Raw genomic sequence first — 25,702 nt, 5'->3', positions numbered from 1 at the left:
GATGACGGGTATCGAAACGGCCGTCTTACGCACGGCGACCGCGGTGGGGGGATGGCTCTACCGGTCGCGGCTCGGCCAGGTGCCGGGGGCGGGTCTGACGGAGCGGCCGGTACGCCCGGGGCGGCGCTGGCAGCGCCCGGCGGAGCTCGGCGGGCCGGAGCTGCACCGGCTCGCCGAGGGTCTCGCGGACCGGCTCGGCCCGGCCGTGACCGGGCTGCCGGAGCACGAGCGGCTGGCCGCCCTCGACGCGGTGGCCGACGCCTTCGCGGCCCTGGGCCCGCTGGACGCCGACACCGCCTTCGCGGCGGACCTGGACCCCGTCGGGCTGGCGGCGCGGGTACGGGTCCCGTCGGGGGCGGGGCTGAGCGCGGCGGCGGAGGCCGTGTGCGGGGAGCTGGTCCGGCTGGTGTGCGTGCAGGTGGTGGAGCACCTCACGGCGATGCCGTCGTTCGGCGCCCGTGCGGACGTCGAACTGGTGCGGCGTGCGGGCGCGCTGCAGCGTACGGTCGACCGCCTCGCGGCCCGGACCGACGGCGCGGCCCACGCCTTCGAGGAGCGGTACGCGCGGTACGTCGCGGACACCCACGGCCGCCTCCAGCTCTTCGGCCTCACCCTCGGCACGGGCCGCCGCGAGTGGCCCCTGGACCTGGCGTACATCAGCCTGGCGGTCAGTACCGAGCAGCACCGGCTGCAACCGGACGAGCCGGTCCCGCACCAGACCGTGCTCAAGGCGGAACAGGCCCTGGGTGCGGCGGACCGGGTGCTGCTGCGCGGCCCGGCGGGCTCGGGCAAGAGCACGCTGCTGCAGTGGCTCGCCGTCAACGCCGCCCGGCAGGAGGGCGGGCCGTGGAGCACGTGCGTGCCGTTCGTGCTGCGGCTGCGCTCGTTCACGACGGCCGACGCCCTGCCGCTGCCGGCGGATTTCCCGAAGGCCTCGGGTGTGCCGCTGTCCGCCCCGCCGGGGTGGGTCGAGGACCTGATGCTGAGCGGGCGGGCGCTGGTCCTGGTCGACGGGGTGGACGAGGTCCCGCAGCGGCTGCGCGGCCGGACGGAGACCTGGCTGCGTTCGCTGGTCTCCGCCTTCCCGAAGGCCCGGTACGTGGTGACCACCCGCCCGTCGGCGGTGCCGGAGGACTGGCTCGCGGGGCAGGGCTTCGTGCCGCACGCGCTGCTGCCGATGGAGCGGGAGGACGTGGGCGCGTTCATCGCGCACTGGCACGCGGCGGCGCGGGCCGAGGGCGGCTCCGCCGGTGAGGACCTCGACGCGTACGAGGCCTCGCTGCGGGAGGCCGTCTCCGCCCGCCGGGACCTGGGCCGGCTCGCGACGAACCCGCTGATGTGCGCCCTGCTGTGCGCGCTGAACCGGGACCGCCGCATGCAGCTCCCCCGGGCTCGGAAGGAGCTGTACGACGCCGCGCTGGACATGCTGCTGGTACGCCGCGACACCGAGCGGGAGATCGGCGGGGTCGAGGGGGTCTACCTCACCCGGGACGAGCAGATCCTGCTGCTCCAGCGGTTCGCGTACTGGCTGATCCGCAACGGCCAGGTGGAGGCGGGCCGGGACGAGGCCGTCGCGCTGGTGGCGGAGTGGCTGGAGGCCATGCCCCAGGTGCGGGAACAGGGCGACGCGGAGCGGGTGTTCGCGCACCTGCTGATCCGCAGCGGGCTGCTGCGCGAGCCGGTGAAGGGCTCGGTGGACTTCGTCCACCGCACCTTCCAGGACTACCTGGGCGCGAAGGCGGCGGTCGAGTCGCGGGACTTCGGCGTCCTGGTGAAGAACGCCCACGACGACACCTGGGACGACGTCGTCCGCATGGCGGTGGGCCACGCCCGCCCCGACGAGCGGGCCCGCATCCTGCGAGGCCTGCTGAAGCGCGCCGACAAGGTCAAGGGCGCCCGCAACCGCCTGGTCCTCCTCGCCGCCTCCGGCCTCGAACACGCCCCGGAGCTGGACCCGTCCCTGCACGGGGAAATCCAGTCCCGGACCGCCGAACTGGTGCCGCCAGCCTCCCTCACGGACGCGGAGGAGCTGGCCAAGGCAGGAGAGCTGGTCCTTGACCTGCTGCCCGGCCCGGAGTCGCTGAGCGAGGAGGAGGCCGCGGCAGTCATCCGCACCGCCGCCGTCGTCGGCACGCCACGCGCACTGGCGCTCATCACCCGGTTCCGGCACGACAGCCGCGCCCGGGCGGTCGTCCAGCTGAGCCGCGGCTGGGCCCACTTCGACGTGGACGAGTACGTGGAAACGGTGCTGGGCGAGGTGGCCTTGGACTACGTGTATGTGTGGGTGGAGAGCGAGGAGCAGGCGACTGCCCTCCCTCGGCTCCGCCGCCTGCGCTGCGTGCTCGTCAACGGAGACCTCGACCTCCCCCATGAGTTGCTCGAACACCCCACGGTGGAGCGTCTGACCCTGCTGGGGAACCTCCGCTTGACCGATCCGGCACCGATCGCAGGCATGGCGCAGCTGACCCATATCGGCTTCCAGGACTGCCCGAGCCTGTCCACGCTCGCCCCGCTGGCCGGCCTTCCGCTGCGCGGCCTGACCCTGGCACGCGTGGACGGGGGCGTGTCACTGGCACCGCTGGCGGAGCTCGGCGGGCTTGCCGACCTCTCCCTGGACTACCCCGTGGCGATGGCCTCCGTCCGCGACATCCCCGGCGACGCCGACCTGAAGACGCTGGCCCTGTGGAAGGGGGCGCGCCATCTCGACCTCGTGGGACTCGAACGCTGGCCCGCCCTCGAATCGCTGACGCTCGCGGGCGACAAGCAACTCGCGCAACTGGCGGGCCACCGGGTGCAGCCTGCGCTGCGCACTCTGCAGATCCTGGGACAGGACGCTTTCACCCCCGCGACCGTGCCGCAGTACGAGGAGCTCACCTTCCTCGGCGTGAGCAAGTCCACCTTCACCGGCGGCCTGGACGCCCTGAGGAACCTGCCGAACCTGGCCGAGCTCGCCCTGGTCGACTGCGCCGGACCGATCGACCTCGCGCCGCTCACCGCACTGGACCAGCTGAAGATCACCGTGCACCCCGGCACGGAGGTCCAGGGCGCCGAGCAGATCCCGCCGGAGCGGCTCACGTACGTGAAGTACTGAGCCACCCCGGCGGGCCCCCCGTCACCAGACCCGGACCGAGCCCCCTCGGGCGAAGGCCGGGCTGGTGGCGTCGGGAGGCACCTCGGTCAGGGGTGCGGCGATCTCCGCGACCGTCGGGCCGTGCTTCGCGGCCAGGGCGTCGAGGAACGGCAGGTCGAAGCCGTAGACGCGGGCTGCGTTGCCGCCGGCCATGGCGGCCACCTCCGCGCGCGGGAGGCCGGCGTACGCGATGCGCAGGCCCTCGCGGGAGTACGGGGTGGTGCCCTCGTCGTGGGGGTAGTCGCTGCCCCACATGATCTTGTCGAGGCCGATGCGCTCGCGCAGCGGGACCTCGTGGGGGCGCATGAAGCTCGCGCCCACGAAGCAGTTGTCCCGCCAGACCTCGCTCGGCCCCTTCCCCATCGAGTCGGCCAGACCGGCGCCGAACTTGGACTCGGCGGTGGCCGCCCGCGTCGCGGCGCTGACCAGCCGGCCGTGGTAGTAGTCCAGCATGTCGAGCACGCCCGGGATCCAGCCCGAGCCCTGCTCGGTCAGCACCAGTTTCAGGCTCGGATGGCGGCGGAAGGCCCCGCCGAAGACCAGGTGCCACAGGGCCCGGTGCGAGAACCAGGTGGTCTCCACCATGAAGACAGCGCGGGCGGCCGGCTCGGGTCCCAGCGGCGGGGAGGCGGAGCCGCCGTGGTGGTTGACCGGTACGTCCAGCTCGGCGCAGACCGCCCAGATCGGGTCGTAGGCCTCGGAGTACAGCTCCGGGACCGCCGAACCGGGCGGGACGCCGGGCAGCAGGATGCCGCCGGTCAGACCCGCCGCGCGGGTGCGGCGGATCTCGGCCACCGCCGCGTCGACGTCGTTGAGGAGGATCTGGACGACGCCCGCCCGTCGGCCCGGCGCCTGCCCGCAGAAGTCGGCGAGCCAGCGGTTGTGGGCCTGCAGCCCGGCCCAGCGCTGCTCGTACTCGGCGCGGGTGGGCGGCTGCGCCATCAGGGATGCGTTGGGGAAGAACGGCGGGATGGTGTTCGGGAAGACCACCTCGGCGACGATCCCGTCGGCCTCCAGCTCGGCGAGCCGGCGGTCGGAGTTCCAGTTGCGGTCGGCGGTGTCGGCGAGGAGGTCCTCGTACGGGTTGACGTACGTGGCGGCCCAGGCGTCGAAGTCGTCGTGGTGCTTCTTCTCCAGGTACGGCTTGTAGTCGAGCAGGTCGGCGCCCGCGTGGCAGTCCGCCGAGATGACCGTGTAGCGGTCGTCCGCCGGGTGCGCGGGGCTCACGCGTCCACCCCCAGGACCGGGAAGTCGTGCCCGGTCAGCCAGTGCCGGCCGGCCTCGCGCGAGCGCGCCCAGGAGGCCTCGACGGCCGCCTGGTCGGGGGACTGGCCGAGTTCGGCCGGGGTCGGGCCGATCCGGCGGGCGACCGGGGCCAGGGCGTCCGTGTCGAAGCCGAAGACCTCGGCCGCGGCCAGCCCCAGCATCCGGCGGCTCTCCGCGACGGGGATGTCGTGGAAGGTGTTGCGCAGCCACTGCCGGGTGTTGGGCCACGTGCCCTCGGGGTGCGGGAAGTCCGATCCCCACAGGATGTTGTCGACGCCGATCTCGTAGCGCTGGGCGAGCTCGCGGCGCTTGGTGTTGGTGGCGCAGACGAACACCTGGCGGTCGAGGTACTCGCTCGGCGGCCGCTTGAGCTCCGCGAAGGGCGAGAGCTTCTTGCCGCCGTGCGCGCCGAGGTAGAGCCGGTCCATGAACCACAGCTGGTTGGGCAGCCACCAGCAGCCGGACTCGGCGACGCCGAACCTCAGCCCGGGGTGCCGCTCGAAGGCGCCCGACCAGAGCAGGAACCACAGCGGCCGGGCCGGCCACCAGGTGACCTCGGAGACGTAGATGCCCAGGTGGTCGCCGTACTCGTGGCGGGGCGCGGCCCCGGAGTGGGTGACGATCGGCATCGCGGTCTCGGCGGCGGCCGCCCACACCGGGTCGTAGCGGCGGTCGTGGTACGGCTCCTTGTCGACCCACATGGAGGGGATCATCAGGGCCCCGAGGCCGGACTCCTTGGCCCGGTGGATCTCCGCGACGACCGCGTCCGGCTCCGCCGTGATCGGCAGCAGGGCCACGCCGCAGTGCCGCTGGGGGTTCTCGGAGACGAACTCGGCCAGCCAGCGGTTGTGCGCCTGGGCGCCGGCCATGCCGAGCTCGGGGTCCTGGTCGCCGGAGAGGCCGAGACCGACGCCGAAGGGGGCGGCGGTCTGGCTGTCGACGGCGTCCGCGTCGGGGAAGACCACCTCGGCGGCGACCCCGTCGCCGTCGAGCTCCTTCAGGCGCTGGGCGGTGTCCCAGCCGCCGCGCAGGCCCTCCTCGTTGTCGTGGAACCACTTGGCGGCGAAGGCCTCGTTGCGGATGCCCAGCCGGGTGGCCTCCTCGCGGCGGGCGTCGCGCTCGCCGAGGAACTCGTCGAAGGCGCGGTGGAAGCGGGAGTCGAGGTAGGGGCGGTACCGCTCGGTGGGCAGGCCCGCGTGGCAGTCGGAGGAGATGACCAGGTACGGGTCGTCGTACGCGCCGGACGGGCTGTGCTGTGCGGCTTCTTCTGTCACGTCGGGCCCCTCAGTCGAGGATGAAGCTTTCCAGGTAGGCGGGGTTGGCGCGGTCGAGCATCGACTGCGACCGGGCGCGGATCTGCCGGTCGCTGTGCTCGCTGGCCGGCAGCATCCAGAAGCGGTCGGCGCGGATGCCGTCGACGACGTGCTCGGCGACCTCCTCCACGGGGGTGAAGTCCACCTCGTGCCCGGCCGCCCGCATGGCCGCCTCGTACTGGTCGAGGGTGCGGTACGGGCTCTTGCGCGGGCGCTGCTTGGCGTACCGCTCGGGGCGGTTGCGGTGGGACTCCCACAGGCCGGTGCGCAGCATGTGCGGGCCGGGGAAGAGGACGGAGGCGCCGACGGCGGCGCCCTCGGCCTTGAGGTGGGCGTAGAGGGACTCGGTCATGGTGACCACGGCGGCCTTGGTGACGGCGTAGACGGAGGCGGTCGGCAGGGGTGCGATGCCGCCGTCGCCGGAGGAGGTGTTGACGACGTGGCCGGGCGCGCCGCCCGCGATCATGCGGGGGACGAAGGCCTGGATGCCGTGGAAGACGCCCCAGACGTTGACGGAGAAGGCCCACTTCCAGTCGTTGGGCTCGTGCTCCCACATGCGGCCCTCGGCCCCGGAGCCGACGCCGGCGTTGTTGCACAGCACGTGGACCGCGCCGAAGGCCTCGTACGCGGCGTCGGCGAGGGCGAGGACGGAGGCGCGGTCGCTGACGTCGACGGTGCGGGCGAGCACCTCGGCACCCTCCGCCGTCAGCTCGTCGGCGGCCTTGCGCAGGGCCGCCTCCTCCACGTCGCCGAGGACAACCCGGAGGCCCTCGGCGGCGAAGCGGCGGGCCATGGCGAGTCCGATGCCGCTCGCGGCCCCGGTGACGACGGCGGTCTGGCCGGCTTCGAGCCGCATCACGCACTCCCCTCGGGCGGGCCGTCGAAGGCCTGCTGCGGGTCGTCGTAGCGCTGGTGGAGGTAGGGCAGGAGCGCCTGGGCGCTGACCCGTTCGGCCACCCGGCCCTGCTGGTCGGTGGTCTTCTCGCCGATGGTGATCTCCACGAGGCGCCGTACGGGCAGGTCGGCGACCGGGTCGTACATGGACTCGCGCAGGACGACGTCCCCGGTGATCCCCTCCAGCCGGCGCACCTTCTCGTTGCGCGTGCAGTGCACGAGCACGGGGTCCCCGTCGAAGCCCGAACCGTCCACGGCCGGCAGGAACTTGAAGTAGAAGTCGGTCTTGCGGGTCGGCTCGGGCAGCGGCAGCGCGCCGCTGACCGCGCCGCGCACCTCGACGAACGCGATGCCGTGCCGGGCGAGGGCGGCCCGGACGACCAGCCCGTCGCGCTCGACGGTGACCTCGCCGAGCTTCTTGGGTTCGCCGAACACCTCGCGGCCCCCGGTCAGCGCCCGCTCGTGGGTCATCGGCATGACCAGGGGGTACCAGCCCTCGACCCCGTCGTGGCGGGCGGCCACCGCCACGGATCCGGCGCCCAGCGGGTAGCCGGGGAGGTCGACCTTGCTGATGTTGGCCCGGACCAGGGGGCGGTCGCCGGGCTTGAGGGGCGGCGGGAGGACCGCCGCCACCACGTCGGGGTCGGTCTCCCAGACGGCCACGACGCCCGTGGACCAGATGTCGGGGAGGTTCGAGCTCTTCCTGCGCGACGCGGCGATCTCCGCTTCGGTGCGCGCTCCGTACCGTACGCGTGCCATGGGTGTGCCACCCTTCGTCGACGGCTTCCGAACGGCTTCTGTAACACAGTTACACCGAGCCCGATGAAGGGTAAAGAGGGCCGCACACAGCAAAACTGACGGCGTGTCGGACATTCCCACGGAGGAGGACGTCGATGGCGAAGAGCGCGCTCACCCGCGAGGCGGTGCTGGCGGCCGCCGCCGCGCTGGTCAGGCAGCACGGGCCGGACGCCCTCACGATGCGCAAGCTCGCCGCCGAACTGGGCACGGCGGTCACCTCGATCTACTGGCACGTGGGCAATCGCGAGCAGCTGCTCGACGCGCTCGTCGAGCGGACCGTACGGGACATGGCGGCCATCCGGCCGGCCGGCCGCACCCCCGCCGAGCGCGTGGTGTCGGTGGCCCGCAGCATGCGCCGCGAGCTGCGGGAACGCCCGCACCTGATCGCGATGGTGCACGAGCGCGGGCTGACCGACCGGATGTTTCTGCCCGCCCAGCAGGCGCTGGTGCGCGAGGTGCGGGCGGCGGGACTGCGCGGGGCACGGGCCGCGGACGCCGTACGGGCCATCCAGTTCCAGGTCGTGGGCTTCGTCCTGGTGGAGCGCAACCGCGAGCGCTCCCCCGTCCAGTCGCCCGGCGAGGGCGAACTGTGGGACCCGGCGGAGACGGGCGCGGCGGTGCTCGGGGACCCGGCCCTGCGCCGCGCGCTGGCGCGGCCCGCGGACCCCGAACGGCTCTTCCTGGTCTCCGTGAAGGCCCTGGCGCAGGCGCTGCTCGCGCCGAGGTGACGCCCCACGGGCGCGCCGTCCACGGGCGCGTCGTCCCACGGGCGCGTCGCCGGATTTAATGGCTTGGCGGCCGTGCGTGGCCCGTGGTCCAATCGGGGCCTACGGGGGCGGCTCCCCGGCGTGCATCCTTCTCACTCCTTCGAAAAGACTCCGCGCGCCCTCTCTCCGCCTCCGTTCACCGACGTGCGCCGCCGTTCACCGGCTTCCGCCGCCGCGCGCCACGACCGCCCGGGGCGGCCGGCCCCCGCCCGTGTCCCGACGGGCCCCGCGCGTCGTTCCACCACCGCCTCCCGAAGGGGACACCGCTGTTGCACGCTGCCGACTCCGTCCTGCTGCGCCGGATCCAGACCGTGTACGTCGACCACGACCCGGCACCCGCCGGCGGACCGGGACCGGCGCTGCGCAGGCTGGAGGCCGAACTGCTCGGCCGCGGCTGCACCGTCGCCCCCGGACTCCACGCGGCACTGGCGGGGCTCGGCTCGGAGGAACTGGCCTCGGCCCACACCCGGTTGGTGGGCCTGGTGGACGGGCTGCTCGGTTCGGACCGGACCCACCGCCCGCTCTTCCGCGGCTTCCCCGGCGTGGTGCCCCGGGACACCGAGGCCCTGTACCTCGACCGGGTCTTCGCGCACCTGCTCCAGCGGCCGGACCAGCCGTGCGTGCTGTGCGGCGCGGCCAGGACGGTGCGTCCGCTGTCGCCGTGCGCGCACCTGGTGTGCGGGCCGTGCTGGGGCGGGGGCGACTACGACGGCTGCCCGATCTGCCACCGCCGGACCGACGCCACCGAGCCGTTCCTGCGCGCGGTCCGGGCGGTCGGCGCGGCCAGGCCCGCCACCGAGGGCCCGCTGCGGCTGCTCCGGCTGGGCACCGACCGGGCCGCCGACGCGACCGCGCTGGTCGAGGACCTGCTGGCCCGGCGCACCCCGCTGTCGCCGCAGGACCGTCACGACCTGTTGGCGCTGCTGCCGCTCTCCCCCGTGTGGCGCGGGCTGCTGCCCGCCGAGATCCCGGTGCGCGAGACCAAGGCCCTGGTGGTCGGCACCCTGATGGCCGCGCGGCCCGAGGGCGCCGGGGCAGCCGTACGGGCACTGACCGCGGAGCGGCTGACCACGGCCACCGACGTGCTGCGGGTGCTGGCGGTGCTGTCCGGCGGGGACGCGGGGCTGCAGCCACTGCCCCGGTTCGGCGGGCTGCCGCGGCGGCTGCGGCGCGAACTGCTCGGCGTGCTGGACGGGTTGCCCGTGCCGTTCCTGGTCGAGGACGTGCTGCGGCACCCGACCGCCTGGAAGCGGGCCGCGGAGACCCTGCACCCCTTCGAGGGGCACCCCCGCCACCCGCGGGCCGCACTGGCGTTCGCCGTGCTGCGCGCCACCCCGGCCTCCCCGGGCACGGCGCTCGGCGCGGCCCTGCTGGCCACGGCGGCCGCCCATCCGGACGCGGTACGGATGGACGCCGACGGCGGCCGGATCCGGCCGGCCACCTGGGCCGGCCGGCTGGAACAGGCGCTGGCCGCAGGGGACCTCGGCACCGCGGCGGCCATCGCCGCGCAGCGCCCCGGCGAACTGGTGCGCCGGCTCGACCACCTGCTCCGGGTAGCGGCGGGGGGCCGCGGGACCGGCGCGGGGACAGCCACGGCCGACGGTACGGCCGTCGGCAAGGGGGCCGTGGTGGTCCCCGAGGGGAGCGGGTCCGAGGGGCTCCCGGCCGAGCTGGCCGACGCCCTGAGCCACGGGCTGCCGAAGGTGGGACCCGGCCCGCTGCTGTCCGCCCTCGGCGCCCTGCGGGTGCGCACGGAGGACCGTACCGGGGGGCGCCGGGTGTTCTTCCCGGCCGGCGAGGTCACCCGCGCCCTGGCGGTGCCGGAGACCCGGCCGCCGCTGCCCGGGCGCTTCGTCGCGGAGGCCGTGGCGTTGCTGGAGGGGGAGGTGCTGCGGCGGTTCGCGTCCGCCGGCGAGCGGACGGCCACGCGGACGGGCGGGGCCGGGGGCGAGGGCGCCGGCGCGGCGCCACCGGCGTCGTACGACCTCGCCGTCCTGGACACGGACCTGGCCGACCTGACCGTACCCTTCACCGAGCGGGCCACCGCCAAGGCCCTGGTCGCGGTCCCGCGGGGCAGCCGCCAGCCGGTGCCCGCCGGCGAGGTGCTGCGGCTGTTCCTGCACTGGACCGAGCCCGCGGGCGAGCGCACCGACCTGGACCTGTCGGTGGCCTTCTTCGACGCCGACTGGGGCTACGTCGGCCTGTGCGACTACACCTCCCTGCGGTTCGCCGGGGACGCCGCCGTCCACTCGGGCGACCTCACCTCGGCCCCGGCCCCCGCCGGGGCCACGGAGTACGTGGACCTCGATCCGGAGCAGCTGGCCGGTCACGGGGTCCGGTACGCCGTACCGCTGGTCTTCAGCTTCAACAACATCCCGTTCGACGAGCTGCCGGACGCCTTCGCCGGCTTCATGGCGCTGCCCGCCGACCGGCCGCGCGGCGCCCGGTACGACCCCCGCTCGGTCCGCCAGCGCTTCGACCTGGCGGGCGAGTCCCGGATCTGTCTGCCGATGGTCGTGGACCTGGAGCGGCGGCGGTCGCTGTGGACCGACGTCCACCTGCCGCCGGCCGAGGGCTACCAGAGCATCGCCGCGATGGGTCCGCGGCTGGGCGAGGTGGTCCGGGACGTGTACGAGCAGTTCGGCGCGGCGGCGCGGGTGACGCTGTGGGACCTGACGGTGTGGCGGGCCGCCGCCCGCACCCGGGAGGTGGCGGTCCTGCGCCGGGCCGGGCACCCGGGAGCGGGCGACGAGCTCTGGACGCACCGGCGGCGGGCGGGCGAGCCGGTGGCCGCCTTCGCGCACCGGATCGCGGGGCTCTCGGACCCGGACCGGCGCGAACCGGTGGCGGACGTCACGTCCGAGGCGGCCCGACTGGCCTCCGGCAGGAGGGTTTTCCTGGCCACGGTGCACGGCGGCCCCGCCCCCGAGCGGGCGGCGGGCACGGTCTACCGGCTGTTCCCCGGCGCGGGCGCGTACGGGCCCGGCTTCCGGCAGGCCACCGCCGGGGACCTGGTCGCCGAGCTGGGCTGACCGGCCGGCGGCGGGCGGCGGCGAGCTCGACGAAGCGCGGGCGGCCGCGGCCGGGGCGCGGACGGTCGTCGCGGGGCGCGGGCACTCGTCGCGGGGCGCGGGCGGCTGGAATCGACCCCGGCGGGACCGTCACTGTCAGCGGGGGCCCGTATCCTCTGTGACCATGCTCGAGGACCGTACGACCGCAGAGACGACGTGGCCGACCGCGTACCCCCAGGGGTACGCGGTCGTCGACGTGGAGACCACCGGGCTCGCGCGCGACGACCGGATAGTCTCCGCCGCCGTCTACCGGCTGGACGCCCAGGGGAACGTCGAGGACCACTGGTACACGCTGGTCAACCCCGAGCGCGACCCCGGCCCGGTGTGGATCCACGGGCTGACCAGTGACGTCCTCGAGGGCGCCCCCCTGTTCCCGGAGGTCGCCGAGGAGTTCGCCGAGCGGCTGGCCGACCGCGTGCTGGTGGCGCACAACGCCATGTTCGACTGGCAGATGATCGCCCGCGAGTACGCGCGCGCCGAGCTCACCGCGCCGGTCCGTCAGCGGCTGTGCACCATCGCCCTGTCGAAGGAACTGCGGCTGCCGCTGCCCAACCACAAGCTGGAGTCGCTGGCCGCCCACTTCGGCGTCGTGCAGCAGCGCGCCCACCACGCGCTGGACGACGCCCGGGTGCTCGCCGAGGCCTTCCGTCCGTCGCTGCACGCGGCCGCGCGGGACAACGTACGGCTGCCGCTGCTGGAGTGCCGGCCGCTGACCGAGTGGTCGGACGGGCCGGCCCGGCCGAGGATCGGGTACCAGGCCTCCTACCGGTCCGTCAGCTGGCGGCCGGCGCGCCGCCGACCGCCGTGCCCGTACCCCAATCCGGGTCGGTACGAGGACGGCGCGCCGCTCAAGCAGGGCATGCGGGTGGCGTTCTCGGGCGACACCTCGGTGGAGCGCGAGCTGCTGGAGGACCGGGCCGTCGAGGCGGGCCTGCACGTCGCGTCGAGCGTGTCGCGGCTCACGAGCCTGCTGGTGACGAACGACCCGGACTCGGCCACGTCCAAGGTGGCCAAGGCGCGCTCGTTCGGGACCCCGGTGGTGGACGAGGCGGCCTTCACGCAGCTGCTGCGGGACGTGGCTCCGGCAGACGGGTGACCGTGGGGCGACTCGCCCGGGTCCCGCTCGCCCGGCCCCGCCCGCTGGTCCCACCCTGTGGCCCATGGCACGTTGCGAGGTCTGCGGAAACGATTACGGCATGTCCTTCGAGGTGCACGCGCAGGGCGCGGTGCACGTCTTCGACTGCTTCTCCTGCGCCATCCACCGCATGGCGCCCATCTGCGAGCACTGCCGGGTCCAGATCATCGGGCAGGGCGTCGAGGTGGAGGGGCAGTGGTTCTGCGGAGCGCACTGCGCCCGCGCCGAGGGGAAGGTGGGGATCGTCGACAGCGTCCGGTAACCACCGTCTCGCCACATAAAGGACATTCAGGACCCCGACGGGCGTTCCCACCCCACTGCCCCGCGGGCGTGGACGGGGCCCCCTCGTCGGGGTCTGGCACGCGCGGGGTACCGTCGGAGCGTGTACCGCTTCTTGCTGACCCGGCAGTGGGTGTGCTTCACCCTCTTCGCCCTCCTCCTCATCCCCGTGATGATCAAGCTGGGCTTCTGGCAGTTCCACCGCCACGAGAACCGGGTCGCGCAGAACGAGCTCATCGCCCGGAGCCTGGCCGCGAGACCGGTGCCGGTCACCGAGCTCACGTCCCCCGGGCACACCGTGCCGCGCTCCGACTACTGGCGCACGGTCACGGCCACGGGCACGTACGACATCGCGCACGAGGTCGTCGTGCGCCGCCGCACCTCCACCGACGAGCAGGTCGGCGTGCACGTGCTCACCCCGCTGGTCCTCCGGGACGGCCGGGTGGTGATGGTCAACCGCGGCTGGGTGCCGGCCGCCGACGACCAGCGGGCCTACCCGGCGGTGCCGCCGGCCCCCAAGGGCGAGGTGACGGTCACCGGGCGGCTGAAGGCGGACGAGACGACGGGCGCCTCCGGCATCAAGGACCTCAAGGGCCTGCCGCCGCGCCAGGTGATGCTCATCAACAGCGCGCAGCAGGCGGCCCTGCAGCACCGGACGGTGCTCGGCGGGTACGTCGAGCTGACCGCGCCCGTGCCCTCGGACAACAGCCCCGAGCCGATCGCCGAGCCCGACCACGACTCCATCGGCCCGCACATGGCGTACGCGGTGCAGTGGTGGCTGTTCACCGCGGGTGTGCCGGCGGGGTGGGTGGTCATGGTCCGGCGGGAGAAGCGCGATCGCGAGGCGGCGGCGGGCGCCGCCGACGGGGCCTCGGCGGATCCTGCCGATCCTGCCGATCCCGAGGATCCTGCGGAACCGGCCGGGGTGGGGACCGCTTCGGCTTGAGTCGGGTTGGGCTCGGGGTCGGGTTGGGGTCGGGTCGGGGTTGGGGTTGGGGGTGGGCTCGGGTTCGGGTTGGGCGCGGGGGGTTCGGGTTCGGTTCGGGTTGGGTTCTGGTTCTGCTTTCCGTTCGGCAGGATAGGGACATGGATCTTGGACTGAAGGACCGTGTGTACGTCGTCACCGGGGCCAGCCGTGGCCTCGGCTTCGCCTCCGCCCGCGAACTCGTGGCGGACGGCGCGAAGGTGGTCGTGAGCGGCCGGGACGAGAAGGCGGTGGCGGCCGCGGCCGCCGAACTGGGGCCGAACGCCGTCGGGATCGCCGCGGACAACTCCGACCCCGAGGCCGCGCACCGGCTGATCACCGCTGCGCGGGAGCGGTTCGGTCGCTTCGACGGCGTGCTGGTCAGCGTCGGCGGGCCGCCCTTCGGATTCGGTACCGACAACACGGACGAGCAGTGGAGCTCCGCGTTCGAGGCGGTCTTCCTGGGGGCGGTCCGGTTCGCCCGGACGGCGGCGGCGGAGCTGGGCGAGGGCGGGGTCATCGGCTTCGTGCTCTCGGGCTCGGTGTACGAGCCGATCCCCGGTCTGACCATCTCCAACGGGCTGCGTCCCGGGCTCGCCGGCTTCGCCAAGTCGCTGGCCACCGACCTGGGGCCGCAGGGCATCCGGGTGGTGGGGCTGCTTCCGGCGCGGATCGACACCGACCGGGTGCGGGGACTGGACGAGATGTCCGGGGACGCGGAGGCGACCCGGGCCGCGAACGAGTCCCAGATCCCGCTGCGCCGGTACGGCACTCCGGAGGAGTTCGGCAAGGCGGCGGCGTTCATGCTGTCGCCGGCGGCCTCGTACCTGACGGGCGTGATGCTGCCGGTGGACGGGGGCGCGCGGCGGGGGTTCTGAGCCGGCTGCCCGTGGTGGGGGCTTGAGGTGTCGACTCGTGGTCTGTGTGGCGCGGTCGTCGCCTCGGGGCTTGAGGCACCGGCTCATGGTGGGTGCTTGAGGCACCGGCCCGCGGTGGTGCCTGAGGCGTCGTGGTCCTCAGCCGGTGTCGGGGTGGGCTCGCTTCGTGGGCCGCCCCGTGGTGCGTGGGTCCCCTCGGCGCTTGACCCGGCAGGGCCTGCAGGCCCTGCGGCAGGCCCACCCCTGGGACTTCGGGGCCTTCGGCCCTGGCCTTCGGCCACCCCAGGCCCGGGCCTGCCTCCGGACCAGCCTGCCCTACCGGCTCAAGCGCCTCCCCCACACACCACGGGGCGGCCTGCGGGGGCTGCGATCCTCCGCCGGCTCCAGCGGTCTTCCTGCCTTCGCGGGTCGGGGGCGGAGCCGGATGGGTCAGGTGACCCGGCGCACGTGGTGGTCCGTGGCGTGCAGGCGGGCCTCCGCGCGGAGTTCGGCCAGGCCGGCCGAGTCGCGGGCGTGGGTGAGGGCCTGGTCGGTGAGCGCGTCGAGGGCGTCGGCGGGGACGGCGTACGGGGCGAGCAGCAGGCGGACGCGGGCGGTGGGCGCCTCGCGCCTTCCGTGCAGGGTGACCTGCGAGCGGGCGACGCCGTCCTGGGCGCCGAGTTCGGCGCTCAGCGCGGCCTCGAGGGCCCGGCCGCGCAGCAGGGCGAAGGCGCCGTCGCCGGTGTCGACCAGCACCGTCTCCAGCCGGGACCGGCGCAGCTGGGCGAGCAGCCACCACAGGGCGAGCAGGACGCAGAGCGCCAGCGCCGCCAGGACCACGGGCCACCACCAGCCCTCCGCGCGCCAGTGCTGCCGCTCGTCGGCGCTCAGCAGGACGTCGTCGCGGCCCGAGAACGGCCACAGGCCGAGGAGTCCGACGACGCCCAGGGCCAGGAGCACCAGGCCGACGAGCCCGAGCAGGACCCGGTTGACCCGTCCGAGGCGGTTCACCGCACCCGCCCCCCTTCCTTCGTGGGGCGGGTGACTTTGACGTGGACCTGCATCTCGCGCGCGAGTCCGAGCTCGTCGAGCCCCACCGCCAGTACGTGGTCGAGGTCCGCCCGTACCTCCTCCAGCGGGCGGAAGTGCGAGGTCGCGCGGACCGTCAGGCGGGTCCGGCCCACCGCCGCCCGCGCGGACTGGATGCCGGACACCTCCATGGCGCGGTCGCGCAGGACGAGCGCGGCCGCCTTGCGGGTGAGCCCGGCCCGGACGCCGGGCACGACGGTGCGCATGGGCAGCAGGCCGCGCAGCCCGGGGGTGACGGCCAGGACGAGCAGCAGGATCCCGAGGGCCACGGCGGCGGCGGCCGCGGCCGTCACCGCGGGCTCGTCCAGGGTGTGCCGCGCGAGCGCGTCGGCGAGGGAGCGGCGCCACTGCATGCCCGGGCGGTGGGCCCGTACGGCGGCGACGTCGTAGAGGAACACGACGGCGGCGCCGAGCAGGACGAACGCCGTCAGGGCCGCCGGCACGCGCCGGGCCGACCAGAACCGCCGGGCGGTTCCGTGGCGGGCCGGGGCTGCGGGTGCGGGCTCGGGCTCCTTGTGGAGGTCGGGCGGGCGGGAGGTCATCGCAGCCGGGCCCGGGGCGAGGGCTGGGTGTGGGTGGAGTGCAGACGTTCGACGTCGATGTCGACCTCGGGCACCGTCATGCCGGCCAGTTCCTCGACGCGTGCGGCGACGGTGCGCCGGACGGCGGCGCATTCGGCGCCGAGGTCCGACGGGTAGTCGAGCTCCAGGCTGATGCGGACCCGGGCGATGTCGTGGTGCACGGTGACGGTCGCGTGCGGGGGTGCCACGTCGCGCGGTGCCCGGGGCAGCGCCTCGCCGGCGGCCCGGGCGGCGATCTTGGCGACGACGCGGTCGGCGATCCGGGTCGAGCCGCGTTCGGCGGGGGGTACGGCGGCGGCCCGGGAGGGGCGTAGGGGCCGGGGGCCGGGGGCGGCGGGGGGCCGCGGGGCGTCACCGGGGGCGCGGGGCCCGGTCCCGTCGGGGACCGGCCGGGGGACGGGTCCGTCCGGGTCGGGCGTGGTCACCGGCGGTCACCTGAGCCGGTCGTCGCGGCCGCGCGGGCGGAGGAAGTCCCCGAGTTCCACGTCCCCGTCCAGGAAACGGCCCGCCACGAAGCCGACGGCGCCGAGCGCCGCCACGAGAAGGAAGGCGCCGAAGCCGCCGAAGTACCCGGCGAACCCCAACGCCATGCCGGCCAACAGGCCGACCACGGCCATGCTCATCGCGAGCTCCTCTCGGCGGGTGCGGCTACTGGAGCCGGGTACTGGCGGGCGAGTCCGGCTCCTCGTCGTAATCCTCCGGCAGCTTGACGTCGGTGACGGCGATGTTCACCTCGACGACCTCCAGGCCGGTCATGCGCTCGACCGCCGAGACGACGTTCTCGCGGACGGTTCGGGCGACGGTCCGGATGGACACGCCGTAGTCGACGACGAGCTCCAGGTCGAGGGCCGTCTGCACCTCGCCGACCTCGGCCTTCACACCCCGGGAGACGGACTTCGCGGAGCCGCCCGGAACGCGGTCGCGGACGGCTCCGAACGTGCGGGACAGGCCGCTGCCCAGGGCGTGCACGCCGGGGACCTCGCGGGCGGCCAGGCCGGCGATCTTCTCGACCACGTCGTCGGCGACGGAGGTGCGGCCGCGGTCGGCGGCGTCGGGGAGCGGGCTGCGGCCGTGGGTGCCGCGGGTGCCGGACGGGCCGGGTGCGCCGAAGTCGTTGGAGCTGTCGTCGGTCATGCCGGGTCCCTTCGGGATGGTCGGGCTCCACCCACCGTAAGCGGGGTCGGCCGGGACCGCCCGCCCTGCGGGGCTGTTCCCCGGCCCGCCCGGTCTCGAAACGGGGGGCGGGCCTCCGGACGCCTTCCGGGCGCGACCACCACGCCGACGGGCCCCCGGTCGCCGTGGCGGCCGGGGGCCCGTCGGGGTGGTAAGGGTCAGTCGGAGAGGCCCGCGAGGTCGCGCAGCCGGCGGGCCTGGGCGGCCCGCTCGGCGGCGCGCTGGTCCTCGTACGAGCGGGTGACGGCGCCCCGCAGCAGGGTCTTCGTCTCGATCACCGCGTCCCGCGGGGCGGCGAGCAGCGCGGCGGTGAGGTCCTTGACCGCGTCGGCGAGCTCGGTGCCGGGCACGACGAGGTTGGCCAGGCCGATCCGCTCGGCTTCCTCCGCCTGGACGAAGCGGCCGGTGGCGCAGATCTCCAGGGCGCGGGCGTAGCCCACGGCGGAGACCAGCGGGTGCGTGCCGGTGAGGTCCGGGACGAGGCCCAGGCTGGTCTCGCGCATGGCGAACTGCACGTCATCGGCGACGACGCGCAGATCGCAGGCGAGGGCCAGCTGGAAGCCCGCGCCGACGGCATGCCCCTGTACGGCGGCGATGGAGATGATGTCGTTGCGCCGCCACCAGGTGAACGCCTCCTGGTACTCGGCGATCGTGGCGTCGAGGCGCTCGTCCGAGCCCCGGGCCAGGTCGAGGAAGGACGGCTCTCCCTCGAAGCCCTCGGGCGTGAACCCCTGCCGGTCGAGGCCGGCCGAGAAGGACTTGCCCTCACCGTTCAGGACGACGACCCGCACCGTGCCCGGCAACGACCGCCCGGCCTCCGCCAACGCCCGCCAGAGCGCGGGGGATTGAGCGTTTCGCTTGGCCGGATTGGTCAGTGTCACCGTGGCGACCGTGTCTTCGACGCTGAGTCGTACGCCGTCCTTGTCGAGCAGAGCCATCATCGCCTCCGGAGTCAGTCAGCATGCAGCTAAGTGACTGCACAGTAACCACCCAGCCGACCTCACGGCCGACCGGGGGTCACCGAAGCATCCGACGGCAGGTGTGACGATCCGCGGCAGCCCGCGGCCTTGGGTCAGGTCGTGGCCACCTTCTTGCCGCGCGTCGCGCCACCGCGACCGCGCAGCGTGACTCCGGACTCGCTGAGCATCCGGTGCACGAACCCGTAGGAGCGGCCGGTTTCCTCGGCCAGCGCCCGGATGCTCGCACCGGAGTCGTACTTCTTCTTCAGGTCTGCCGCGAGCTTGTCGCGCGCGGCGCCGGTCACCCGGCTGCCCTTCTTCAGAGTCTCGGCCACCCGTGCCTCCTCATGGGAAGTGCGCTCTGGACTTCTCATGATCACCCCTCCCCGCCTTCCTGGCCACCCATTCGACAAGGTCCGTCGGGGGGCTTTTTCCCGGAGTGCTGCGGCCGTCACGAGCGGAATTGCGCAGTCCGGATCTTTGCGGGCCCTGACCTGGAGATTCTTTTCGCCGGCCGAAAAGGAAGTGAGACGGCCAGCACGCAGAGGTACCAGTCCGTCTCACTCAGATGATGGATCACGCATGGGCCGAATGATCCAGAAGCCTCCGGATCATTCGCACCGAACGGGCCGGGCGGGCCCGGGCGGGTCGCCGGGGCGGGCTCAGGCGAGCGCGACCAGGTCCTTGTAGTCCGGGCCCCACAGGTCCTCGATGCCGTCCGGGAGCAGGATGATCCGCTCCGGCTCCAGCGCGTCGACCGCGCCCTCGTCGTGCGTGACGAGGATGACCGCGCCCTTGTACGTGCGCAGGGCGCCCAGGATCTCCTCGCGGCTGGCCGGGTCGAGGTTGTTCGTCGGCTCGTCGAGCAGCAGCACGTTCGCCGAGGAGACCACCAGCGTGGCCAGGGCCAGGCGGGTCTTCTCGCCGCCGGAGAGCACCCCGGCCGGCTTGTCGACGTCGTCCCCGGAGAACAGGAACGAGCCCAGCACCTTGCGGACCTCGACCAGGTCGAGGTCGGGCGCGGCGGAGCGCATGTTCTCCAGGACGCTGCGGTCCGGGTCGAGGGTCTCGTGCTCCTGGGCGTAGTAGCCGAGCTTGAGGCCGTGGCCCGGGGTGACCCCGCCGGTGTCGGGCTGCTCGACGCCCGCGAGCAGGCGCAGCAGGGTGGTCTTGCCGGCACCGTTGAGGCCGAGGATGACCACGCGGGAGCCCTTGTCGATGGCCAGGTCGACGTCCGTGAAGATCTCCAGCGAGCCGTACGACTTCGACAGGCCCTCCGCGGTGAGCGGGGTCTTGCCGCAGGCCGCGGGCTCGGGGAAGCGCAGCTTGGCGACCTTGTCGGAGACGCGCACGGCGTCCAGGCCGGCCAGCAGGCGGTCGGCGCGCTTGGCCATGTTCTGGGCGGCAACGGTCTTGGTGGCCTTGGCGCGCATCTTGTCGGCCTGGGCGTTGAGGGCGGCGGCCTTCTTCTCGGCGTTCTGGCGCTCCCGCTTGCGGCGCTTCTCGTCGGCCTCGCGCTGCTGCTGGTAGAGCTTCCAGCCCATGTTGTAGACGTCGATCACCGAGCGGTTGGCGTCGAGGTAGAAGACCTTGTTGACGACCGTCTCGACCAGGTCGACGTCGTGGGAGATCACGATGAAGCCGCCGCGGTACGTCTTGAGGTAGTCGCGCAGCCAGATGATCGAGTCGGCGTCGAGGTGGTTGGTCGGCTCGTCGAGGAGCAGGGTGTCGGCGTCCGAGAAGAGGATCCGGGCCAGCTCGACGCGGCGTCGCTGACCGCCGGAGAGGGTGTGCAGGGGCTGGCCGAGCACGCGGTCGGGCAGGCCGAGGGCGGCCGAGATGGTGGCGGCCTCGGACTCGGCCGCGTAGCCGCCCTTGGTCAGGAACTCGGTCTCCTGGCGCTCGTACTGGCGCAGGGCCTTCTCGCGGGTGGCACCGGCGCCGTTGGCGATGCGGTCCTCGTTGGCGCGCATCTTCTTGATGAGGACGTCCAGGCCGCGGGCGGACAGGATCCGGTCGCGGGCGAGGACGTCGAGGTCACCGGTGCGCGGGTCCTGCGGCAGGTAGCCGACCTCGCCCGAGCGGGCGATGCTGCCGCCGGCGGGCTGGCCCTCGCCGGCCAGGCACTTGGTGAGGGTGGTCTTGCCCGCTCCGTTGCGGCCGACGAGGCCGATGCGGTCGCCCTTGGCGACGCGGAACGAGGCGTTCTCGATGAGGATGCGGGCGCCGGCGCGCAGCTCGATGCCGGTGGCGGTGATCACGGAAATGCTCCAGGGCGGTTCGGACGGCGGAAGGGGGGCGGTGATGCGTGCTTCGCGTGCTTCGACGCCGCTAATCCGCGAGGAGATTTGCCATGGGAGTAAGTCTAACGGGGGTACGCAACCAGATTTCGGCGCTGTGAGTGGGTTCACTGCGTTCCGCCCCCGCGGTCACGGCCGTGCGGCGCTCCCCCGCCGCGGACCTGCGGGGTCGCCCGGGCGCTCGTTGGCCAGCGGGCGGCGGGTGGGGCTGACCCGGCCGAGGGCGTCGATCGCGACGATGCCCTCCTGCCAGGGCCGGTCGGGGTCGGCGCAGGGCCGGGGCACGAGCAGCACGCCGTCGACGCGGAGCGGCCCGCCGGGCCGGAAGGCGCAGTCGGCGGGGGCGGGGAAGGTCCAGCGCAGGTCGCCGTCGGCGGTGCGGTACGCCGAGATGCGGGCGGGGGTCACGACGGCGAGCATCCGGGTCCCCGGGTCGAGCGGCCACGGGGCGCCGGCGGCCGCGTCGGGCATGGCCCGGTGCCAGCGCACGGCGCCGGTCCGGCGGTCGGTGTCGGTGATCAGCCCGTCGTCCCAGAGGGCGACCGCGTGGCCGGGCACGGCCAACAGGGCGGCGGGCCTGCGGCCGGCGCGGCGGTAGGTCCACAACGGCGGGCCGGTGCCGGGGACGCGGGCGACGACGGCCGCGCCGTCGGTCCGTACGGCGGGCTCGGCGACGGGCCGGCCCGGGCCGGGGTGGACGGTGAGCCGGTCCCCGTACGGGGTTCCGCCGGCGCCGTGGACGGTGCCGGCGAGCGGGGCGGCGGCCGCCGTGGCGAGCAGCGCCGGGAGGGCGGCGCGGGCGGCCCGGCGGACGGCGTTGCGGTGCACGGGCGCCGAGCCTAGTGGGCGGCCCGGGGCGCGCCGGGGGCGGCGGGCCCCGGGTCGCCCGTTCGGCCCTCGCCCGGCGCGGGGCCGGCGCCGTCGTCACAGGATGGGGGGGTCGGTACCCGGAGCGAGGCGGTGCGGCCATGCAGTTCGACGACGATGCCGACCTGGACACGTCCGAGGTCCAGGACGTGCGCGGCAGCCGCATCCCGGGCGGCCGCGCCACGATCGGCGGCGGCGTCGTGGGCCTGATCGCGCTCCTGCTCGCGCTGTTCCTCGGGGTGGGTCCGGAGCAGCTGGGGATCTCCTCGGGGGACACCGAGCCGCAGGCGACCGCGTCGTCGGTCTCGCAGGTGGAGCAGGCATGCCGGACCGGCCGTGACGCCAACGCGCGCGAGGACTGCCGGCTGGTGGCGGTCGTCAACAGCGCGCAGGACTTCTGGCGGCAGGAATTCGCCCGCAGGGGTGGTGCGTACACGCCCGCCCCGACGGTGTTCTTCTCCCGGCGGGTGCCCACGGCGTGCGGGACGGCGACCTCGGCGGTGGGGCCGTTCTACTGCCCGGGCGACCGGAAGGTGTACCTGGACCTGGGGTTCTTCGAGGAGCTGCGGACGACGTTCGGCGCCTCGGGCGGGCCGTTCGCGCAGGCGTACGTGGTGGCCCACGAGTACGGGCACCACGTGCAGAACCTGATGGGGACGCTGGCCCGCGCCCAGGACGGCGGGACGGGCGCGAACAGCAACGCGGTGAAGGTGGAGCTGCAGGCCGACTGCTACGCCGGGGTGTGGGCGCACAACGCGACGCGCACGCCGGACGAGTCCACCGGGCGGCCGCTGATCACGAAGCTGACGGACGAGGACATCAAGGAGGGGTTGGACGCGGCGGCGGCGGTGGGCGACGACCGGATCCAGGAGCGGTTCCAGGGGCGGGTGGCGCCGGAGTCGTGGACGCACGGGTCGGCCGAGCAGCGCCGGCGGTGGTTCCACCAGGGCTACCGCACGGGCGACATGGCGCAGTGCAACACCTTCCGCTGAGCGGTCCGGTCGCCTCCCGGGGACCGTCACACCCTCCTGTCAGACTGTGCCGCGGGTCACTCTCACGAGAGGAAGTGGTCGACATGGCAGGTAGTCCGACCGTCTGTCCGACGCTGCTGTACAACGACGCGAAGGCGGCCGTCCGGCTGCTGACGGAGGCCTTCGGCTTCACCCGGGTCGCGGTGTACGAGGCCGACGACGGCACCGTGATGCACGCGGAGCTGGCGTACGGGACCGGCGTGGTGATGCTGGGCAGCAAGGGGCGGGGCGGGGTCTTCGACACGGCGATGGGGGACGCGGGTCCCACGGGCGTGTACGTGGTGGTGGAGGACGTCGACGCGCACCACAAGCGGGCCGTGGAGCACGGGGTCGAGATCCTGATGGAGCCCACGGACCAGGAGTACGGCTCGCGGGACTACATGGCCCGCGACGGCGAGGGCAACATCTGGAGCTTCGGCACGTACGCTCCGGCCGTCTGACCCGGGCGGGTCCGTCCCGGCGCCGGGGGCGGGGGTCGGGGCGGCGACCCCCGCACCCCGTCAGGCGCCGCCGGTGTGGACCTGGAAGGCGGCCCGGCGCACGGCCTTGGCCAGGGCCGGGTCGGGGTGCGCGGCGGCCAGCGCGACCAGTACCTGCACGGTGCGCGGGTGCCCGACCGCGCGCACCTCGTCGAGCAGGTGGGGCACGGTCGTGCGGACCGCCGAGTCGAGGTGCCGCACGAGGAGTTCGTTCTCGCCGTGGTCGGCGACGGCCGCGGCCGTGTCCACCCACAGCCAGGTCGACTCCTCGCGGGTGAGCACCTCCTGGACGTCCTCGGGGTCGGCACCGTCGTGCTCGGCGAGCCAGAGCAGCGCGTACGGGCGCAGGGTCGGGTCGGCGGCCGCCGCGCGCACGTCCGGTTCGGCGGGGGCGCCGACCACGCGCAGCGCCTCGAAGGCGAGACCGCGGAGCAGGGCGTCCTCGCCGCGGGCGGCCTGGAGCAGCTCGGCGATGGCGCTGCCGACGGGCCGGGCGGCGAGCCAGGCGCGGTACTCGGCGCGGGCGGCGCCGGGGGTGAGGCGGGCGCAGCCGAGGAGCATGTTGGCGGCGGGCTGCTCGATGTTGCCGCCGGCGGGGCTCTGGGCGGCGACGCAGATCTGCTCCAGCTTGACCCACACCGCCCAGCTGCCGAGCGGGGTGAGGGTGGCGCGCTTGGGGCCGAGGGTGAGGGCGTCGACCGCGGCCAGGGCGCCGAGCGCCCAGCGCAGCAGCCGGGCGAGGGCGGCCGGGTCGGGGGCGCCCGCGGTGTCGGCCGCGTCCTCGGGGTTCTCGTACGGGACCTCGCAGCGCTCGTCGCGCAGTTCGGCCACGCGCTGGCCGAGCAGGTCGAGCAGGGCGGGCACCGTCACGGGTCCGGCGGAGAGCTGGAGCAGAGACAGCAGCTGCGGCATGGCCTCGACGACCTCGGCGACGACCTCGGGGGCGAGGTCGGCGGGCGCGGGGTGGATGAGGGACCAGGCATCGAAGAGGGCGACCCAGCCGCGCAGCACGGCGGAGTCGTCGCTGTCCCAGGCGCGCAGCCGCCAGCCGGGGCGGGCACTGGTGCCGTGCATCTCGACGAGGCCGGCGAGCCGGGCACGGTCCCAGGCGGCGCGGATCTGGCCGGGGGTCAGGCGCAGGTCCGTTGCGGCCCGTTCGGCGGTGGCGGCGGGCAGGGTGCCGGGGCGGCCGTCGTCGGACGCGTCGCCCGGGTGCGCGGCGGTCCAGCGGGTGAGCCGCACCTCGTCGGCGAGTGACGCTCTGGCCCGGTTGGCGAGTTCGGCGGGGGCCGGGGTGCCGGCGGGCGGCCGGGGTGCCGGTCGGGTCCGCCGGTTCGTCACCGCCTCGCGGGCGGCGGCCACGGACGGCGTGGAGACGAGTCGGAGTCGGGAGTCGCGCGCCAGCTGCTCATCAGGCTTTCGGGACGTCACGGAGAGCAGTCTCGCCCTTCATCGGCCGAAAGCCCAAACGGAACCGGCCGTTGCCATGAGCGTGTTCACGTCATCGTGACAAGTGCGGGGCAGGTGGGGCCTCGTGAGAGCCGCGTCACACGGGGGAGTTCGCCGGGGGCGCGTTCACATGAGGGGGGTGAGGAAGCGGCGCAGGGCCTCCTCGTAGGCGGCGGGGGACGCGTTCCACATGGCCGCGTGGGGGGCCTCCTGGATGCTGTACAGCGTGACGAGGTCCGGCCGGCGATCGGCGAGCCGGCGGGTCAGGCCCCAGGGGGCGAGGGTGTCGCCGGGGCCGTGGAAGACCAGGACCGGCACCTGCAGCCCGTCGGGGTCGGCGGCCTCGGGCAGCCGGTCGCCGCGCAGCCCGGTCCGGCCCTGGGCGGCCCGGACGGCGAGCGGCACCAGGGGGCCGGGGGTGCCGCGGGCGGCGGCCAGGGCGCGCAGGGTGACGTGCCAGTCGAGCACCGGGGAATCGAGGACGAGGCCGGCGATGCGGTCGCGCAGCGCGGAGCGCGAGGCGGCGTGCAGCGCCATGGAAGCGCCGGTGGACCAGCCGTACAGGACGACCCGCTCGGCGCCGAAGCGCACGGCGTAGCGGATGGCGGCGTCCAGGTCGCGCCACTCGGACTCGCCGAGGTGGCCCAGGCCGTCCGGGGAGGCCGGGGCACCGAGGTCGTTGCGGTAGGCGAGGTCGAGCACGGGCACGAGCTGGCCGTGCAGGAAGGGGATGAGGTTCATGGGGTGCTCGCGGGTGGTGCCGAGCCCGTGCACCGTGATGACCCAGGTGCGGCGGGGGCCGGGCACGAACCACGCGGGCAGGGCGCCGAGCTCGCCGGGTACGTCGACGTCGGCGTACCCGAGCCCGAGGGCGCTGCCCGGGTCGCCACGGTGGAGCGAGGGGGTGAAGCGGACGCGGGTGCCCGGGACCAGCTCGCCGTGGGTGACCCGGTCGAGGCGGCGCACGACGGTGTCGGGGTCGTGGGGCACGCCGTCGAGGACCGGGCCGACGACCGCGTGGACGCCGGGGGCGTCCAGCCCGTACGTGCCGGGGCGCAGCGCGGCCAGGCTGCGGGTCAGCGCGACGCGCCCGTCCACGGCGGAGTGGACGCTGAGCGGGACGGGGTCGGGCAGGGGCCGGCCGGGGGCGGGCCTGAGCACGGCGTCGCCGGCGTAGCGGCCGGCGGCGACCGCGGCCGCGCCGGCGCCCACGAGGGCGGTGACGGCAGCTGCCGTCGCTGTCACGGTGCGCACCGCTCCAGTCTCGGAGGCGGGGGGCCCGACGGCCAGCGGAGGGACG

General features: G+C 74.6%; 24 protein-coding genes. 9 read left to right on the top strand and 15 right to left on the bottom strand.

Features of this window, described 5'->3' with window-relative positions:
- Position 1: 1 nt before the first annotated feature.
- Complete coding sequence (locus ACIQCH_RS27840) at positions 2-3,091, top strand: NACHT domain-containing protein (RefSeq protein WP_402585250.1); 3,090 nt, start codon at positions 2-4, stop codon at positions 3,089-3,091.
- Positions 3,092-3,112: 21 nt separating this feature from the next.
- Here the strand turns inward: ACIQCH_RS27840 and ACIQCH_RS27835 are convergent, their stop codons facing one another.
- The 4 genes from ACIQCH_RS27835 to ACIQCH_RS27820 are packed head-to-tail and all read right to left on the bottom strand — an operon-like array spanning position 3,113 to position 7,362.
- Positions 3,113-4,357 (bottom strand): amidohydrolase family protein, encoded by a 1,245-nt coding sequence (locus ACIQCH_RS27835; RefSeq protein WP_402585248.1) that lies wholly within the window; start codon positions 4,355-4,357, stop codon positions 3,113-3,115.
- A complete protein-coding gene (locus ACIQCH_RS27830; protein ID WP_402585246.1) occupies positions 4,354-5,670 on the bottom strand; it encodes an amidohydrolase family protein in 1,317 nt (438 codons plus the stop codon). The genes ACIQCH_RS27835 and ACIQCH_RS27830 overlap by 4 nt, the downstream gene beginning before the upstream one ends.
- 10 nt (positions 5,671-5,680) lie before the next feature.
- Entirely contained in the window at positions 5,681-6,565 is an 885-nt protein-coding gene (locus ACIQCH_RS27825) for an SDR family NAD(P)-dependent oxidoreductase (RefSeq protein ID WP_402585244.1), read from the bottom strand.
- Entirely contained in the window at positions 6,565-7,362 is a 798-nt protein-coding gene (locus tag ACIQCH_RS27820; protein ID WP_402585242.1) for an acetoacetate decarboxylase family protein, read from the bottom strand. Before ACIQCH_RS27820 ends, ACIQCH_RS27825 begins: the two co-directional genes overlap by 1 nt.
- Positions 7,363-7,496: 134 nt before the next feature.
- Between ACIQCH_RS27820 and ACIQCH_RS27815 the strand changes: the two genes are divergently transcribed.
- The 6 genes from ACIQCH_RS27815 to ACIQCH_RS27790 all read left to right on the top strand — a co-directional run bounded on the left by ACIQCH_RS27815 (position 7,497) and on the right by ACIQCH_RS27790 (position 14,495).
- Positions 7,497-8,129 (top strand): TetR/AcrR family transcriptional regulator, encoded by a 633-nt coding sequence (locus ACIQCH_RS27815; RefSeq protein ID WP_402585240.1) that lies wholly within the window; start codon positions 7,497-7,499, stop codon positions 8,127-8,129.
- Between the two features lie 308 nt (positions 8,130-8,437).
- Positions 8,438-11,200 (top strand): RING finger family 4 domain-containing protein, encoded by a 2,763-nt coding sequence (locus tag ACIQCH_RS27810; RefSeq protein ID WP_402585238.1) that lies wholly within the window; start codon positions 8,438-8,440, stop codon positions 11,198-11,200.
- A gap of 163 nt (positions 11,201-11,363) precedes the next feature.
- On the top strand, positions 11,364-12,335 hold the full coding sequence (locus ACIQCH_RS27805) for a DEDDh family exonuclease (protein ID WP_402585236.1): 972 nt from the start codon (positions 11,364-11,366) through the stop codon (positions 12,333-12,335).
- Between the two features lie 64 nt (positions 12,336-12,399).
- Complete coding sequence (locus ACIQCH_RS27800; protein WP_402585234.1) at positions 12,400-12,636, top strand: hypothetical protein; 237 nt, start codon at positions 12,400-12,402, stop codon at positions 12,634-12,636.
- A 120-nt stretch (positions 12,637-12,756) separates the two neighbouring features.
- Positions 12,757-13,599, top strand: a complete 843-nt coding sequence (locus tag ACIQCH_RS27795; protein ID WP_402585232.1) for an SURF1 family protein — start codon at positions 12,757-12,759, stop codon at positions 13,597-13,599.
- A gap of 140 nt (positions 13,600-13,739) precedes the next feature.
- Entirely contained in the window at positions 13,740-14,495 is a 756-nt protein-coding gene (locus ACIQCH_RS27790) for an SDR family oxidoreductase (protein ID WP_402585230.1), read from the top strand.
- Positions 14,496-14,924: 429 nt separating this feature from the next.
- Here ACIQCH_RS27790 and amaP read toward each other — a convergent pair whose 3' ends face one another.
- The 9 genes from amaP to ACIQCH_RS27745 form a co-directional block, all read right to left on the bottom strand.
- Positions 14,925-15,485 (bottom strand): alkaline shock response membrane anchor protein AmaP, encoded by a 561-nt coding sequence (amaP, locus tag ACIQCH_RS27785; RefSeq protein WP_402585228.1) that lies wholly within the window; start codon positions 15,483-15,485, stop codon positions 14,925-14,927.
- Complete coding sequence (locus ACIQCH_RS27780; RefSeq protein WP_402585226.1) at positions 15,482-16,105, bottom strand: DUF6286 domain-containing protein; 624 nt, start codon at positions 16,103-16,105, stop codon at positions 15,482-15,484. Before ACIQCH_RS27780 ends, amaP begins: the two co-directional genes overlap by 4 nt.
- Positions 16,102-16,404 carry a hypothetical protein gene (locus ACIQCH_RS27775; protein WP_402585328.1) on the bottom strand — a complete coding sequence of 101 codons (303 nt, stop codon included), beginning with the start codon at positions 16,402-16,404 and terminating at the stop codon, positions 16,102-16,104. The genes ACIQCH_RS27780 and ACIQCH_RS27775 overlap by 4 nt, the downstream gene beginning before the upstream one ends.
- 171 nt (positions 16,405-16,575) lie before the next feature.
- Entirely contained in the window at positions 16,576-16,767 is a 192-nt protein-coding gene (locus ACIQCH_RS27770) for a hypothetical protein (protein ID WP_030203185.1), read from the bottom strand.
- Positions 16,768-16,792: 25 nt separating this feature from the next.
- Positions 16,793-17,278: an Asp23/Gls24 family envelope stress response protein gene (locus tag ACIQCH_RS27765; protein WP_402585224.1), complete on the bottom strand. Its 486-nt coding sequence runs from the start codon at positions 17,276-17,278 to the stop codon at positions 16,793-16,795.
- Between the two features lie 197 nt (positions 17,279-17,475).
- The gene (locus tag ACIQCH_RS27760; protein WP_402585222.1) at positions 17,476-18,255 is read right to left on the bottom strand and encodes an enoyl-CoA hydratase/isomerase family protein; all 780 of its coding nucleotides are present in this window, start codon (positions 18,253-18,255) and stop codon (positions 17,476-17,478) included.
- Between the two features lie 134 nt (positions 18,256-18,389).
- Positions 18,390-18,611, bottom strand: a complete 222-nt coding sequence (locus tag ACIQCH_RS27755) for a helix-turn-helix domain-containing protein (RefSeq protein ID WP_030203198.1) — start codon at positions 18,609-18,611, stop codon at positions 18,390-18,392.
- Positions 18,612-18,938: 327 nt separating this feature from the next.
- A complete protein-coding gene (locus tag ACIQCH_RS27750) occupies positions 18,939-20,537 on the bottom strand; it encodes an ABC-F family ATP-binding cassette domain-containing protein (protein ID WP_030203201.1) in 1,599 nt (532 codons plus the stop codon).
- A gap of 168 nt (positions 20,538-20,705) precedes the next feature.
- Complete coding sequence (locus ACIQCH_RS27745; RefSeq protein ID WP_402585220.1) at positions 20,706-21,404, bottom strand: PQQ-binding-like beta-propeller repeat protein; 699 nt, start codon at positions 21,402-21,404, stop codon at positions 20,706-20,708.
- Positions 21,405-21,544: 140 nt separating this feature from the next.
- On the opposite strand from ACIQCH_RS27745, the gene ACIQCH_RS27740 reads away from it, so the two are divergent.
- Together ACIQCH_RS27740 and ACIQCH_RS27735 are read left to right on the top strand one after the other, a co-directional pair.
- Positions 21,545-22,435 (top strand): neutral zinc metallopeptidase, encoded by an 891-nt coding sequence (locus tag ACIQCH_RS27740; RefSeq protein ID WP_402585218.1) that lies wholly within the window; start codon positions 21,545-21,547, stop codon positions 22,433-22,435.
- Between the two features lie 83 nt (positions 22,436-22,518).
- A complete protein-coding gene (locus ACIQCH_RS27735; RefSeq protein ID WP_402585216.1) occupies positions 22,519-22,914 on the top strand; it encodes a VOC family protein in 396 nt (131 codons plus the stop codon).
- A 60-nt stretch (positions 22,915-22,974) separates the two neighbouring features.
- Here ACIQCH_RS27735 and ACIQCH_RS27730 read toward each other — a convergent pair whose 3' ends face one another.
- Together ACIQCH_RS27730 and ACIQCH_RS27725 are read right to left on the bottom strand one after the other, a co-directional pair.
- The gene (locus tag ACIQCH_RS27730; protein ID WP_402585326.1) at positions 22,975-24,294 is read right to left on the bottom strand and encodes a hypothetical protein; all 1,320 of its coding nucleotides are present in this window, start codon (positions 24,292-24,294) and stop codon (positions 22,975-22,977) included.
- Positions 24,295-24,528: 234 nt separating this feature from the next.
- Positions 24,529-25,656: an alpha/beta hydrolase gene (locus tag ACIQCH_RS27725; protein WP_402585214.1), complete on the bottom strand. Its 1,128-nt coding sequence runs from the start codon at positions 25,654-25,656 to the stop codon at positions 24,529-24,531.
- Positions 25,657-25,702 lie beyond the last annotated feature (46 nt).

Origin of the sequence: Streptomyces sp. NPDC093225 (genome assembly GCF_044753805.1) — a bacterium.
In the GTDB taxonomy this organism is placed as follows: Bacteria; Actinomycetota; Actinomycetes; order Streptomycetales; family Streptomycetaceae; genus Streptomyces.
Note: the sequence above shows the minus strand (reverse complement) of the source record. Positions and strands in the feature narration are given on the sequence as shown.